The organism is Streptomyces sp. NPDC045021, from assembly GCF_056432645.1.
The window spans coordinates 366,608-380,377 of the sequence record NZ_JBWKIQ010000002.1; the positions used below are offsets into that span (position 1 = coordinate 366,608).

The 13,770-nt window shown below is 70.8% G+C and carries 13 protein-coding genes; 6 read left to right on the forward strand and 7 right to left on the reverse strand.

Annotated features, from left to right (window positions below; genetic code table 11):
• Nucleotides 1-111: 111 nt before the first annotated feature.
• From AC07DC_RS08685 to AC07DC_RS08700, 4 genes are read left to right on the forward strand one after another with little or no spacing between them, the layout of a single operon-like run.
• Entirely contained in the window at nt 112-1,155 is a 1,044-nt protein-coding gene (locus tag AC07DC_RS08685; protein WP_478913220.1) for an ABC transporter ATP-binding protein, read from the forward strand.
• Nucleotides 1,145-2,077: an ABC transporter permease subunit gene (locus tag AC07DC_RS08690; protein ID WP_478913222.1), complete on the forward strand. Its 933-nt coding sequence runs from the start codon at nt 1,145-1,147 to the stop codon at nt 2,075-2,077. Before AC07DC_RS08685 ends, AC07DC_RS08690 begins: the two co-directional genes overlap by 11 nt.
• On the forward strand, nt 2,074-2,991 hold the full coding sequence (locus AC07DC_RS08695) for an ABC transporter ATP-binding protein (protein ID WP_478913224.1): 918 nt from the start codon (nt 2,074-2,076) through the stop codon (nt 2,989-2,991). The genes AC07DC_RS08690 and AC07DC_RS08695 overlap by 4 nt, the downstream gene beginning before the upstream one ends.
• Before the next feature lie 31 nt (nt 2,992-3,022).
• Nucleotides 3,023-3,742, forward strand: a complete 720-nt coding sequence (locus AC07DC_RS08700; RefSeq protein ID WP_478913227.1) for an ABC transporter permease — start codon at nt 3,023-3,025, stop codon at nt 3,740-3,742.
• 53 nt (nt 3,743-3,795) lie between these two features.
• Here AC07DC_RS08700 and AC07DC_RS08705 read toward each other — a convergent pair whose 3' ends face one another.
• The gene (locus AC07DC_RS08705) at nt 3,796-5,061 is read right to left on the reverse strand and encodes a CynX/NimT family MFS transporter (RefSeq protein WP_478913229.1); all 1,266 of its coding nucleotides are present in this window, start codon (nt 5,059-5,061) and stop codon (nt 3,796-3,798) included.
• Nucleotides 5,062-5,092: 31 nt separating this feature from the next.
• Nucleotides 5,093-5,821, reverse strand: a complete 729-nt coding sequence (locus tag AC07DC_RS08710) for a FadR/GntR family transcriptional regulator (RefSeq protein WP_478913231.1) — start codon at nt 5,819-5,821, stop codon at nt 5,093-5,095.
• Nucleotides 5,822-5,934: 113 nt separating this feature from the next.
• Between AC07DC_RS08710 and AC07DC_RS08715 the strand changes: the two genes are divergently transcribed.
• Together AC07DC_RS08715 and AC07DC_RS08720 are read left to right on the forward strand one after the other, a co-directional pair.
• The gene (locus AC07DC_RS08715; protein ID WP_478913233.1) at nt 5,935-6,555 is read left to right on the forward strand and encodes a YceI family protein; all 621 of its coding nucleotides are present in this window, start codon (nt 5,935-5,937) and stop codon (nt 6,553-6,555) included.
• Between the two features lie 85 nt (nt 6,556-6,640).
• A complete protein-coding gene (locus tag AC07DC_RS08720; protein ID WP_478913234.1) occupies nt 6,641-7,420 on the forward strand; it encodes a rhomboid-like protein in 780 nt (259 codons plus the stop codon).
• Here the strand turns inward: AC07DC_RS08720 and pdxR are convergent.
• From pdxR to efeB, 5 genes are all read right to left on the reverse strand, one after another.
• Nucleotides 7,365-8,816, reverse strand: a complete 1,452-nt coding sequence (gene pdxR, locus AC07DC_RS08725; protein WP_478913236.1) for a MocR-like pyridoxine biosynthesis transcription factor PdxR — start codon at nt 8,814-8,816, stop codon at nt 7,365-7,367. The genes AC07DC_RS08720 and pdxR overlap by 56 nt on opposite strands.
• A gap of 105 nt (nt 8,817-8,921) precedes the next feature.
• Nucleotides 8,922-9,740: an HAD family hydrolase gene (locus AC07DC_RS08730; protein WP_478913238.1), complete on the reverse strand. Its 819-nt coding sequence runs from the start codon at nt 9,738-9,740 to the stop codon at nt 8,922-8,924.
• Nucleotides 9,737-11,014: a serine--tRNA ligase gene (gene serS / locus AC07DC_RS08735; protein WP_478913240.1), complete on the reverse strand. Its 1,278-nt coding sequence runs from the start codon at nt 11,012-11,014 to the stop codon at nt 9,737-9,739. Before serS ends, AC07DC_RS08730 begins: the two co-directional genes overlap by 4 nt.
• A gap of 518 nt (nt 11,015-11,532) precedes the next feature.
• Complete coding sequence (gene pheA, locus AC07DC_RS08740; RefSeq protein ID WP_478913241.1) at nt 11,533-12,459, reverse strand: prephenate dehydratase; 927 nt, start codon at nt 12,457-12,459, stop codon at nt 11,533-11,535.
• 27 nt (nt 12,460-12,486) lie between these two features.
• The gene (efeB, locus tag AC07DC_RS08745; protein WP_478914078.1) at nt 12,487-13,755 is read right to left on the reverse strand and encodes an iron uptake transporter deferrochelatase/peroxidase subunit; all 1,269 of its coding nucleotides are present in this window, start codon (nt 13,753-13,755) and stop codon (nt 12,487-12,489) included.
• Nucleotides 13,756-13,770 lie beyond the last annotated feature (15 nt).

Consider the following 13,770-nt stretch of genomic DNA (forward strand, 5'->3'; position numbering starts at 1 on the left):
CCACCCGGGCCGCCATGACCCTGACATCCGTCCCGCGCTCGGACGAGATCCCCTACGGGAGGTCAGCCCGCAGGACTACCCCGATTGGGCCCCCGAGAGGGACGCTCCGATGTGGTCTGCGCCACTACCGTCGAGAACGTGACTGTGATCGTGACCGAAAGCCTGAGCAAGCGGTACCCAAGGGTGACCGCCCTGGACCGGCTCTCCGTGGACATCACCCCCGGTGTGACCGGGCTGGTAGGTGCCAACGGAGCCGGCAAGTCGACCCTGATCAAGATTCTGCTGGGTCTGTCCCCGGCCACTGAGGGCCGTGCCGCCGTGCTCGGACTCGACGTGGCCACCGAAGGCGCGGCGATCCGCAGTCTCGTCGGGTACATGCCCGAACACGACTGCCTGCCGCCCGATGTCTCGGCGACCGAGTTCGTCGTCCACATGGCGCGGATGTCCGGGCTGCCGCCGGCCGCGGCCCGCGAACGCACCGCCGACACCCTGCGCCACGTCGGGCTGTACGAGGAGCGGTACCGCGCCATGGGCGGCTACTCCACGGGCATGAAGCAGCGCGTCAAGCTGGCCCAGGCACTCGTGCACGACCCGAAGTTGGTCCTGCTCGACGAGCCGACCAACGGTCTGGACCCGGCCGGCCGCGACGAGATGCTCGGGCTGATCCGCCGCGTCCACAGCGACTTCGGCATCTCCGTCCTGGTCACCTCGCACCTGCTCGGCGAGCTGGAACGCATCAGCGACCACGTCGTCGTCATCGACGGCGGCAAGCTGCTGCGCTCCTCCTCCACCAGCGACTTCACGCAGGCCACCGCCTCGCTCGCGGTCGAGGTCACCGACACCGACCAGCACCCGCACGGCACCGACGCGCTGCGCACGGCGTTGGGGGCACGGGGCGTTTCGGTGCAGGGCGAGGGCCCCGGATCCACCGGCGCGAACATCGGCCACATCCTGCTGGTCGAGATGGACGGCGAGGACACCTACGACCTCATCCGGGACGCGGTCGCCGAACTCGGCCTGGGCCTGGTGCGGATGGAACAAAGACGTCACCGGATCGCGGAAGTCTTCAGCACGGACGACGAGTCAGACGTCCTCGAGACCGCAGGCGCCAACGGCAGCCGGCCCCAGAAGGGAGGCAGCCGAGATGCAGCCTGACACCGTTCCCGTACCGGCCCCCGCATCGCCGGAGGCCCAGCGCAGCGCCGACGTCATCCACAACATCGGCTACCGCCACTACGACGGCCCGCGCCTCGGCCGCGGCTACGCCCGCGTCTCCCTCTTCTCGCAGAGCCTGCGCGGCGCCTACGGCCTCGGCCGGTCGGCGAAGTCCAAGGTGCTGCCGATGCTGCTCTTCGCCGCGATGTGCGCCCCGGCGCTGATCATCGTCGCGGTCGCGATCGGCACGAAGATGACCAAGCTGCCCATGCAGTACATGCAGTACACGATCTTCCTGCAGATGGTCATCGCGCTCTTCGTCGCGGCTCAGGCCCCGCAGTCCGTCTCCCGCGACCTGCGCTTCAAGACGACGCCGCTGTACTTCTCGCGGCCCATCGAACGCATCGACTACGTCGCCGCCAAGTTCGCGGCCATGACGGCGGCGCTGTTCATCCTCACCGCGGTGCCGCTGGTCATCCTCTACGTCGGCGGACTGCTGGCGAAGTTCGGCTTCGCCTCCCAGACAGCCGGATTCGGAAAGGGAATTGTGGCCGCTCTCCTGCTCTCCCTGCTGCTGGCGGGCATCGGCATGGTCATCGCCGCCATCACGCCCCGCCGCGGCTTCGGCGTCGCCGCGATCATCGCGGTCATCGCCATCTCGTACGGGGCGGTCACCGCGATCCAGGGCGTCGCCTACAGCCAGGGCAACTTCGAGGCGGAGGGCTGGTTCGGCCTCTTCTCCCCGATCAGCCTGCTGGACGGCGCACAGTCCTGGTGGCTCGGCGCCACCGTCTCGAACCCGGGCAACTACGGCCCGCCCAATGCCTTCTCGGGCATCGTCTACCTGCTCGTGCTCCTCGCCGTGATCGCCGGCTGCTTCGGCCTGCTGATGCGCCGCTACCGGAAGGTCGGACTCTCGTGACGACGATCACCATCGACAACGTCTCGCGCTGGTTCGGCAACGTGGTGGCGGTCAACGACGTCACCATGTCGATCGGCCCCGGTGTGACGGGCCTGCTCGGTCCGAACGGCGCGGGAAAGTCCACCCTCATCAACATGATGGCCGGCTTCCTCTCCCCGTCCACCGGCTCCGTCACCCTCGACGGCACGCAGATCTGGCGCAACGAGCAGGCGTACCACCACATCGGGATCGTGCCCGAGCGGGAGGGGATGTACGACTTCCTCACCGGCGCGGAATTCGTCCTCGCCAACGCCGAGCTGCACGGCCTGGCCGACCCGGGCGCCGCCGCCAACAGGGCGCTCGCGACGGTCGAGATGGCGTACGCGCAGGACCGCAAGATCGACACGTACTCCAAGGGCATGCGGCAGCGCGTGAAGATGGCCTCGGCGCTCGTCCACGACCCGTCGGTGCTCCTGCTCGACGAGCCCTTCAACGGTATGGACCCGCGGCAGCGCCTCCATCTCATGGACCTGCTCCGGCAGATGGGCACGGACGGCCGGACGGTGCTGTTCTCCTCGCACATCCTGGAGGAGGTCGAGCAGCTCGCGAGCCACATCGAGGTCGTGGTGGCGGGACGGCATGCCGCCTCCGGCGACTTCCGCAAGATCCGCCGCCTGATGACGGACCGCCCGCACCGCTATCTCGTACGGTCCAGTGACGACCGGCAGCTGGCCGCCGCGCTCATCGCGGACGCGTCGACGGCCGCGATCGAAATCGACTGGTCCGAGAAGGCGCTGCGTATCCAGGCGATCGACTTCTCCGGCTTCACGGAACTGCTGCCGCGCGTCGCCCGCGACAACGGCATCCGGCTGTACACGGTCTCGCCGTCCGACGAGTCCCTGGAGAGCGTCTTCTCCTACCTGGTCACGGCGTAAGCGGCCCAACGGCCCTAAGGAGCCCACAGCGATGTACAACCCCACCGTGGCCCGGCTCACCTTCCGGGCGCTGCTCGGCCGGCGCCGCGCACTCATCCTCTTCGCGCTGCCCGCGCTGCTGATCGTCATCTCCCTCGCCGTGCGTGCCCTGGCGGGCGTGGACGACAACGTCACCAGCGACCTGCTGGGCGGCTTCGCTCTCGCGACGATGGTGCCGCTGATCGGCGTCATCGCCGGTACCGGCGCCATCGCGCCGGAGATCGACGACGGTTCGATCGTCTATCTGCTGGCCAAGCCGCTGAAGCGGCCGTCGATCATCCTGACGAAACTGACCGTCGCGATCGGCGTCGCCATGGCGTTCTCCGCCATCCCGACCTTCATCGCCGGCTACATCCTGAACGGCAACAGCCAGCAGCTCGCGGTCGCCTACGGCATCGCCGCGGCCGTCGCGTCGATCACCTACGCCGCGGTCTTCCTGCTCCTGGGCGTCGTCACGCGGCATGCCGTGGTGGCGGGACTCGTCTACGCGCTGGTCTGGGAATCCCTCATCGGCAACCTCGTCCCCGGCGCCCGCACCCTCAGCGTCCAGCAGTGGTCGCTGGCGCTGGCGCAGAAGATCGGGGGCGGCGACATCGTGCAGTCCGACGTCGGACTCCCGGTCGCGATCGTCCTGCTCGTCGCGGTGACCGTCGCCGCCACCTGGTTCGCCGCGCAGCGGCTGCGCTCTCTGACGCTGGCGGGCGAGGAGTAGAGCGCAGTAACAGCACGGACGAGCTGCAGAACGGGGGCGACGGGTGAGGGGCCTCAGACCTTGCGGTCCCTGCCCGCGCCCAGTCCCGCGGCGAGCTGCGCGCCGCACAGCAGCAGCATCAGCACGATCGGAGCGGTCCAGCCGCCGCTGCTCTGGTAGAGCGCGCCGGCCGCCAGCGGCCCGGCGGCGGCGAGCAGATAGCCGACGCCCTGGGCCATGCCCGACAGCCGCGCGGCGGTGTGGGCGTCGCGGCTGCGGAGCACGATCATCGTCAGCGCCAGCCCGACGGCGCCGCCCTGGCCGACGCCGAGCAGCGCGGCCCACGCCCAGGCACCGCCGACCGGGTCCACCAGCAGCCCCACGTATCCGCCAGCGGTCAGACTCACGGCGACGGCCACCAGCGGACCCTGGTTCCGCATCCGGCCCGCCAGCAGCGGGAAGACGAACGCGCCCACCACCTGGATCAGGTTGCTGACGGCGAAGACCACCCCGGCCGTCCCCTTGCTCATCCCGTGGTCGGTGAGGATCGTCGGCATCCAGGCGATGACGACGTAGACGAGCAGTGACTGCAGGCCCATGAAGCAGGTGACCTGCCAGGCCAGCGGCGCCCGCCAGACACCCGCGTCCCGCGGGGCGGTCGTGGCGGGTGCGGAGAGTATGGCGGGCGAGGCGGATACGGAACGGGCCCGGCGCGAGAGCACCACCTGCGGAAACCAGACCGCCGCAGCGACGGCCGCGGGCAGGGCCCAGAAGGCCAGCGCCGCCTGCCAGCTGCCACCGAACGACTTCTCCAGGGGGACGGACACCCCGGCGGCCGTCGAAGCGCCGATGACCATCGCGCAGGTGTAGAGCGAGGTCATGCTCGCGGCCCGGTGCGGGAAGTCACGCTTGATCAGGCCGGGCATCAGGACGTTGAGCAGGGCTATCGCCGTCCCCAGCAGCACGCTTCCGGCGAACAGCGCCACGACGGAGGAGAGCGACCGCACCACGATCCCGGCGGCCAGCGCCGCCAGCGCGGCGAAGAGCACCTGCTCGGTGCCGAACCGCTGCGACAGCCGCGGCGCGACCATCGAGCCCAGCCCCAGGAAGAGCACCGGCACCGACGTGACCAGGCTGCTCACCGTCGAGGAGAGCCCGTAGTGCGCGCTGACGTCACCGACCAGCGGCGCCATGCCGGCCAGCGCTCCCCGCATGTTGAGCGAGGCCAGCACGATCCCGGCCAGCAGCACCACGGGATGGGAGAGCAGCCGGGACGACGGCTCGGGCGGGCGGCCGGGCTCCGCGTCGATGAGCGGAACGGTGACGGTCGGACGTGCCAAGGCGGGGGCCTTTCCAAGGGGGTGCCGTGGTTCAGGTGGTCGAACGGCCCGGTTCTGTCGAACGGCCCGGTGCTGCGGCGAGGAGGGCTTCGACCGCGCGCAGCGGCTCGCGCAGCAGCGCCCGCGCGGCGCTGTCGGCCGCCTGCGGGTCCTGCGCCTCGATGGCGTCGACCAGCGCGGTGTGCGTCGCCAGGTCGATCGGCGGCATGTCGCTGTCGCCGACCGCGGCGAGGAGCGTTTCGCGGATCGAGGAGCTGAAGTAGCGGTAGACCTCGGTCAGCGCGGCGTTGTGCGCGGCCTCCACCACGTACTGGTGGAAGCGGACGTCGTCGTCCGCCTGGGCCCCGCCGGTCAGTTCCGCGCCGTGGTCGTGCACGCTGCCGAGCGCGGAGCGCATCCGCTCCAGGTCCTCCGGCGTCCGCCGGACGGCGGCCAGCCGGGCGCCCTCCGCCTCCATCGCGATCCGCAGTTCCAGCACGTCGCGGATACCGGCTCTGCGCATGCCCAGGAGCACGGCTGCGGGGTCGGCCCGGGAGATCACGTAGGTGCCCTGGCCCTGGCGCGATTCCAGCTGGCCGGCGTGCGCGAGCACCCGGACCGCCTCGCGGACCGTGTTGCGGCCCACGCCGAGGAGGTCGGCCAGCTCGTGCTCGGTCGGAATGCGCATCCCGAGCTGCCAGGCGCCGGCGGCGAGCTGTTCGCGGAGCTGCTCGACGACGGTGTCGACCAGGGATTTGCGGTCGGCTGCGTGGAGTGTCATCCGGTCATCCTACAACTGCCTTCGGATCCATCCGAGGGAGGTTGTTGAAAGTTAAATGGAATGGAGTTATGGTGAATGAAGTTGAACGTTAAACCACTAGCAAGGAGCACATCATGGGCCTCTTCAGCCGCACCAAGACCACCGACGGCAACACCGCGGGCAGCGCCGTGGCGACCGCCCCCGTCTCCGCCGACCTGTCGCACCTGACCGGCGAGTACACCGTCGACCCGACCCACAGCGAGATCGGCTTCTCCGTCCGGCACGCGATGGTCACCACCGTCCGCGGACAGTTCGCCGAGTACGAGGGCGCACTGCACCTCGACGGCAGCAACCCGCACCTGTCCACCGCCGAGCTGGTCATCAAGGTCGCCAGCATCGACACCAACCAGGCCCAGCGCGACGAGCACCTGCGCACCGGTGACTTCTTCGACGCCCCCGCCTTCCCGGAGATCACCTTCCGCTCCACCGGCGCCGAGCGCCTCGGCGAGGACTCGTACCGCATGACGGGCGACCTCACCATCAAGGGAACCACCCGCCCGGTCACGCTCGACCTCGCCTACAACGGCTCCGCCAAGGACCTGTACGGCAACGAGCGCGTCGGCTTCGAGGGCACCGCGAAGATCGACCGCACCGACTGGGGCCTGAACTACAACGCCGCCCTGGAGACCGGTGGGGTCCTCATCGGCGAGCAGGTCAAGCTGAGCTTCGACATCTCCGCCATCAAGGGCGCGTGACCAGGCGCGTGATCAAGAGCGCGTGATCAAGAACGTCCGAAACGCGATTGGCCGCGTCGAGCGGCCCTGACAGATGATGTGGGGGATGGCCGCAGAGCAGGACACCCCGATGCCCGTCGAACGCCGCCGCATCACCCTCCAGGGTGTGGGGCGCTTCGGCGCTTCCTGGGTGCGTTCCTCCCCCGGCACGCACATCTGGCTGCTGATCCTGACGATCACGACCTGCGTCGTCGCCGTCGTGTCACCGCACGTGCGGGCGTATCTGCTGCATCACGTCAGCACCAACCTCATCGAGTTGCGGCAGCATCCGGTCCGGGTGCTGCTCGCCAGCGCCCTGTGGGTGGCGACCCCGTCCGGCTTCGCCATCTACTTCGTCTTCTACGAGCTGATCCACGCGCCCGCAGAACGCTGGATGGGCACCTGGCGCTGGCTCGTCGTCGTCGCCACCGCGCACATCGGCGCCACGCTCGTCAGCCAGAAGGCCGTACTGTTCGGCATCCATTACGACCGGCTGCCGCGTTCCCTCGCCCACACCGTCGACGTGGGTGTCAGCTACGGGATGGCGGGCGTCGTCGGCGTGCTGACGTACCTGGTGCCGCGCCCCTGGCGGTGGGGGTATCTGCTGGGGATCCTGACGTTCTTCACCGTGCCCGTCCTCACCAGCCGCACCTTCACCGACCTCGGCCATCTCACCGCCGTCCTCATCGGCCTGGCCTGCTACGCGCTGACGCCGACCGCGCGAAACCCGGGCGGTCCGCGCCGGCCGGAGCCGCGTACGGGGCGTCCCGAGGACCGTACGAAGCGCCCGGTCAGCTCCCGCCGGACGGCGGAAGTGCCCGGATCAGTGCTTCCAGAGCGCCACTGAACGCATGGTCGGACGGAGTGCCGTAGCCGACGACCAGTCCGTCCTGGAACGCCATCGCGCTGTCGGGGTGGCGGTAGCCGGCCAGCCCGTCCAGCACGAGACCCTGCGCCAGCGCGGCCCGGACGGCGGCGCTCTCGGTGCCGGCGGGCAGTTCCAACACGGCGTGGAGCCCGGCCGCGACACCGGAGACGCCGATGTGCGGGGCGCGCTCGGCCAGCGCGGCGACGAGCTGGTCGCGCCGCCGGCGGTAGCGCTGCCGCATCCGGCGGACATGGCGGTCGTACGAGCCGGAGGCGATGAAATCCGCGAGGGTCAGCTGGTCCAGGGCGCCGGCCGTGGCCTCCCGCTCGCCCTTGACCGCCAGCACCTGGTCCACGAGCGGGGCGGGAAGCACCATCCAGCCCAGCCGCACCGCCGGTGACAGGCTCTTGCTGACCGAGCCGAGGTAGACGACCCGTTCCGGGTCGAGCCCCTGCACCGCGCCGACCGGCTGCCGGTCGTACCGGAACTCCCCGTCGTAGTCGTCCTCCAGGACGATGCCGCCCGCCCTCCTGGCCCAGTCGACGACGGCCGCCCGCCGCCCCGGACCGAGCGGCCCGCCGGTCGGGAACTGATGGGCGGGGGTGAGCAGCACGCACTTCGCGCCGCTCGTCGCCAGCTCGCCGGTACGAACCCCCTCCGCGTCGACCGCGAGCGGCACCGTACGGACCCGGGCCGCGGCCAGGATGCCGCGGTGGAAGGGCAGGCCGTACGCCTCGACGGCCATCGGGCCGCGCAGCACCTGGGTCAGCAGCCGCAGGCCGTGCGCGAAGCCCGAGCAGACGACGATCCCGGCCGGGTCGGTGCGCACCCCACGGGCGCGTGCGAGGTATTCGGCCAGCGCCTCGCGCAGTTCGGGACGGCCGTGCGGATCACCGGGACCGAACGCCTCGGTGGGCGCGGCGGTCAGAGCCCGCCGGGCGGAGGTGAGCCAGGCGGCGCGGGGGAAGCTGCCGGCGTCCGGCTGGCCCTGCAGCAGGTTGTGCGCGGGCCGCGCGACGTGCGAGGAGGGCGCGGTGGCGCTCGCGGGGGCCGGTTTCGGTTTCGGTGGCGAGGTGCGCGGCGCGACGCGGGTGCCCGAGCCCTGTCGGGCGGTGAGCCAGCCCTCGGCGACCAGTTCGGCGTACGCCTCCGCGACGGTGTTGCGGGCGATGCCGAGGTCGGCGGAGAGCGAGCGGTAGGGCGGCAGCCGGGTGCCGGGGGCGAGGCGGCCGGTACGGATCGCCTCGCGCAGCGCCCGCATGAGCGAGGCGCGACGGCCGCCGGGCCCGGTCAGCTCCAGGTGCAGGTCGCTGCCGGTACCGGCCTCAACCGCACCGGACGTGGGCTCGGCCGAATTGACCCGGGAATCCGTCATGGCAACGCACGGTACTACCGGTCGGTTCAACGGTCAGGGCCCCAGGACGGTCAGCGCCCACGACGGTCAGGGCCCAGGCCGGACAGGGCCCAGGCCGGACAGGCCCTAAGCGGTGGCTGCGAAGAGCCGTTCCAGGACGACGGCGATGCCGTCATCGTCGTTCGACGTGGTGACCTCGTCCGCGACGGCCTTCAGCTCGTCGTGCGCGTTGGCCATCGCGACCCCGTGCGCGGCCCACGCGAACATCGGCAGATCGTTCGGCATGTCGCCGAAGGCGATCGTGTCGGCCGCCGTCAGGCCCAGCCGGCGGGCGGCGATGGAGAGGCCGGTGGCCTTGCTGAGGCCGAGCGGCAGCAGTTCGACGATGCCCTCGCCGGCCATCGTCACCCCGACCAGATCGCCCGCGACCTCTCGCGCGACCTGGGCCAGACCGTCGTCGCCCAGCCCCGGGTGCTGGAGGTAGAGCTTGTTGAGCGGGGCGCTCCACAGCTCGCTGTGGTCCTGCATGTGGATGACCGGCAGCTCGGGATGGTGCTGGTACCCCGCGCCGATCAGTACCTCGCCGTCCAGGCCGTCCCGGCTCGCCGCCAGGAAGAGCGGGCCGATCTCGGCCTCGATCTTCGCCAGCGCGAGCCCGGCGAGTCGGCGGTCGAGCGTGACGGACGTCAGCAGCCGGTGCTCGCCCGCGTGGTAGACCTGCGCGCCCTGGCCGCAGACCGCCAGACCCTCGTAGCCCAGGTCGTCCAGGATGTGCCGGGCCCAGGGCACGGAACGGCCGGTGACGACGATGTGGGCGGCGCCCGCCGCGGTGGCCGCGGCGAGCGCCGTCCGCGACCGCTCCGAGACGGTGTGGTCGCTGCGCAGCAGCGTGCCGTCCAGGTCGGTGGCGATCAGGCGGTACGGGAGGGGCTTGGAGGAGCTCACTTGCCGACCGGCTCCAGGAACTCACGGCCGCCCAGGTACGGGCGCAGTACTTCCGGGACCCGGACCGAGCCGTCGGCCTGCTGGTGGTTCTCCAGGATCGCCACGATGGTGCGCGGTACGGCGCACAGCGTGCCGTTGAGCGTGGCGAGCGGGCGCGTGCCGTTCTCGTCACGGAGCCGGATCGACAGCCTGCGGGACTGGAACTCGGTGGTGTTCGACGTCGAGGTCAGCTCGCGGTACTTGCCCTGGGTCGGGATCCACGCCTCGCAGTCGAACTTGCGCGATGCCGAGGAGCCCAGGTCGCCCGAGGCGAGCTCGATCACCTGGAACGGCAGCTCCAGAGCGGTCAGCCACTGCTTCTCCCACTCCAGGAGCCGCTGGTGCTCGGCCTCCGCGTCCTCCGGAGTGGTGTAGACGAACATCTCGACCTTGTCGAACTGGTGCACCCGGATGATGCCGCGGGTGTCCTTGCCGTACGACCCGGCCTCGCGGCGGTAGCACGGCGAGAAGCCGGCGTACCGCAGCGGCAGCTTGGCCGCGTCGATGATCTCGTCCATGTGGTACGCGGCGAGCGGGACCTCGGAGGTGCCGACCAGGTACAGGTCGTCCTTCTCCAGGTAGTAGACGTCGTCCTCGACCTGGCCGAGGTAGCCGGTGCCGGCCATGGCCGCGGGCTTGACGAGGGTGGGGGTGAGGATCGGGACGAAGCCGGCCGCGGTGGCCTGCGCGATCGCCGCGTTGACCAGGGCCAGCTCCAGCAGCGCGCCGACGCCCGTCAGGTAGTAGAAGCGCGAGCCGGAGACCTTGGCGCCGCGGTCCACGTCGATGGCGCCGAGGATCTCGCCCAGCTCCAGGTGGTCCTTGGGCTCGAAGCCCTCGGCGGCGAAGTCGCGCGGGGCACCGAGCTGCTCGAGGACGACGAAGTCCTCCTCGCCGCCGATCGGCGCGTCCGGGTGGACGAGGTTGCCGAGCTGCAGCAGCAGGCGCTGGGCCTCCTGGGCGGCCTCGTTCTGCTCCGCGTCCGCCGCCTTGACCGCGGCCGAGAGCACGCCGGTCTTCTTCAGCAGCTCGGTCTTCTCGTCCCCCTGGGCCTTGGGGATGAGCTTGCCGAGCTGGCGCTGCTCGGCGCGCAGTTCGTCGAAGCGATGACTGGACGACCTGCGCCGCTCGTCGGCGGAGAGGAGGGCGTCGACGAGCGCGACGTCCTCTCCACGGGCGCGCTGGGAGGCGCGCACACGGTCGGGGTCCTCACGAAGCAGGCGAAGGTCAATCACGGCTACAGGCTACCGGGGCGGAGGGGCCCGACGCGACAAGTTAAGGGCTTTAAGTGGTGTTATGTCCGTTTCTCGGAAAAGGGGAGCGAAATCCAATAACGGACAAAAGGTCACCGTCAACCGAATTCACCGCATCCCTCCATCGAGGCACCATCCTTGTGGAGAACGGGAGTTGAGAGGGGGTGCGGACCCCGGTTATCCACAGGTGGATGGGGATTCTTTTCCTTTGTCCACAGGTTGTGTGTGCGAACTGTGGAAGACGGAGTTGATCGTTCCGGACGCCCGGTGCTCGGCGAAGGATTCCCGGTCCAAACCCGCTTAACACTCACTTTCGAGTGAGAAGTGTTCCCCCTATAGAGTTGATCAGAGGAATTGGGCTGACGAAGGCCGACCTGCGCCACTGTGGACGGCCTCGGTGCCTGTGTACCGATTTGTCGACTAGGTCAGATTGGTCTGTCGACTTATCCCCAGTTATCCCCAGGCTGGAGCTCAGGCCTGTGGATAACTCGGTGGACAACTCAGCCCCGTCCGTCCAGCGCCCGGCCCAGCCAGTCCGCGGCCTCGGTGAACTCGCCGTCGGTCGTTCCGGGGCGCACCTGGGGACGGACCTCGTCGGCCCGCGGGTACGAGCCGAGGAACCGCACCTGCGGGCAGATCCGCTTGAGCCCCATCAGCGCCTCGCTGACCCGGCGGTCGGTGATGTGCCCCTCGCAGTCCACCGAGAAGCAGTACCGGCCGATGCCCTCGCCCGTCGGCCGCGACTCGATCCGCACCAGGTTCACACCGCGCACCGCGTACTCCTGGAGGAGTTCCAGCAGCGCGCCCGGGTGGTCGTCCCCCAGCCAGAACACGGCCGAGGTCTTGTCCGCGCCGGTCGGCGCCGCCGGCCGGGCCGGGCGGCCGACCAGCACGAAGCGCGTCGCCGCGTTCTTCGCGTCATGGATCTCGGTGACGAGCGGTTCGAGACCGTACGTGGGCGCCGCGAACTCGCCCGCGAACGCGCCGTCGAACCGGCCCTCCTGCACCAGCCGCGCACCGTCCGCGTTCGACGCCGACGACTCCCACAGCGCGTCCGGCAGCTGGGTCCGCAGCCACTTGCGCACCTGCGGCTGCGCGACCGGGTGGCCGGTCACCGTCTTCACGTCACTGAGCTTGGTGCCCGGTCGCACGAGAAGCGCGAACGCGATCGGCAGCAGCACCTCGCGGTAGATCATCAGCGGCACGCCGGTCGCCAGCTCGTCCAGGGTGGCGGTCACGCCGCCCTCCACCGAGTTCTCGATGGGCACCAGTGCTCCGCCGGCCTCACCGTTGCGCACGGCGTCCAGCACCGCCGGCACCGACACCATGGGGACCAGCTCCCGGGTCGCCGCCTCGGGCAGCGTTCTCAGCGCGGCCTCGGTGAAAGTGCCTTCAGGACCCAGATACGTGTAGCGGCTCGCCGACATACCGTCACCCTAATGCGCCGGACGGATTCACGACTCCAGCAGCCGCTGCCCCACGTACTCACCGGGGCCCGGCGCGCCGGGGACCGCGAACAGGCCGCTCGACTCGTGGCGCAGGAAGCGGGACAGCCCGTCCCCCCGGTCCAGCTTGCGCTGCACGGGGACGAATCCGCGCTGCGGATCGGCCTGCCAGCAGACGAAGAGCAGACCGGCGTCCGGGGTTCCGTCGGCGCCGATGCCGTCGTGGTACGAGAACGGCCGGCGGAGCATCGCCGCTCCGCCGTTCGAGGCAGGTGCGGCGACCCGGATGTGCGCGTCGCCGGCGATGGCCGGCGCCCCCCGGTCGTCCCGCTTGTCCAGGTCCACGGGGGTCGTCTCGGTGCCGCCGGACAGCGGCGAGCCGTCCGACTTGCGGCGGCCGATCACCTTCTCCTGCCGCTCCACGGACAGATGGTCCCAGGAGTCGAGGAGCATCCGGATCCGGCGCACCACCGCGTACGAGCCGCCCGCCATCCACTGCGGGGAGCGGGCCGTGCCGCCGGCCGGCACGAAGATCCGCCCGTCGAAGTCCGGGTCGGTGGGCTTGGGGTTGTTGGTGCCGTCCACCTGGCCCATGAGGTTGCGTGACGTCATCGGCCGGAGGGTCGCGCCCGGGGTGCGGTTGAAGCCGTTCATCTGCCAGCGCACCCGGACGCTGTCCCCCGCGGTCTTCTGCAGCACGCGCAGGGCGTGGAAGGCGACGAGTGCGTCGTCCGAGCCGATCTGCACCCACAGGTCGCCGTTGCTGCGGGCCGGGTCCAGCGCGTCCGCGGAGAACGGCGGGAGCGGTGCGAGGGCCTGCGGCGCCTGGTCCTGCAGGCCGGTCTTCGTGAACAGCGAACCGCCGAACCCGAAGGTGACCGTCAGCGAGTTCGGGCCCGCGTCGAAGGCGATCTGGTCGTCGTCGGCGTCGAGTCGGCCGCCGACCAGCTGCTCGGCCGTGCTCGACCAGCGCCGCAGCAGGGCCGCGACGTTCTTGCGGGTCTGGCCTGCGGCGAGGTCGAAGGCCACCAGGTGGCCGCGGGCCTGCTGGGGGGTGGTGATGCCGGCCTGGTGCGTGCCGTCGCGGAAGGGGACGCGGGTCGAGCCGACCGAGGTCAGGGTCGTCGGCCCGTCCCGCAGGACCGCGCTGCCGAGGGCCCCGCCCGCGCCGCCGACCATCAGGCCCGCCGCGCCGGCCGCTCCCGCGGTGCCGAGCAGCCGCCGCCGAGTGAGGGCCCGCGCGGCGGGGGGCTCGTCGGCGGCGCGCTGCCCGGGCATCCGCCCGTCGGTGGT

Bases quoted from the DNA above. Each gene is read 5' to 3' on its own strand.
- AC07DC_RS08690 (WP_478913222.1), top strand. From the start codon at position 1,145: ATGCAGCCTGACACCGTTCCCGTACCGGCCCCCGCATCGCCGGAGGCC.
- AC07DC_RS08700 (WP_478913227.1), top strand. From the start codon at position 3,023: ATGTACAACCCCACCGTGGCCCGGCTCACCTTCCGGGCGCTGCTCGGC.
- AC07DC_RS08710 (WP_478913231.1), bottom strand. From the start codon at position 5,821: ATGACACTCCACGCAGCCGACCGCAAATCCCTGGTCGACACCGTCGTC.
- AC07DC_RS08715 (WP_478913233.1), top strand. From the start codon at position 5,935: ATGGGCCTCTTCAGCCGCACCAAGACCACCGACGGCAACACCGCGGGC.
- AC07DC_RS08720 (WP_478913234.1), top strand. From the start codon at position 6,641: ATGGCCGCAGAGCAGGACACCCCGATGCCCGTCGAACGCCGCCGCATC.
- pdxR (WP_478913236.1), bottom strand. From the start codon at position 8,816: ATGACGGATTCCCGGGTCAATTCGGCCGAGCCCACGTCCGGTGCGGTT.
- pheA (WP_478913241.1), bottom strand. From the start codon at position 12,459: ATGTCGGCGAGCCGCTACACGTATCTGGGTCCTGAAGGCACTTTCACC.
- efeB (WP_478914078.1), bottom strand. From the start codon at position 13,755: ATGCCCGGGCAGCGCGCCGCCGACGAGCCCCCCGCCGCGCGGGCCCTC.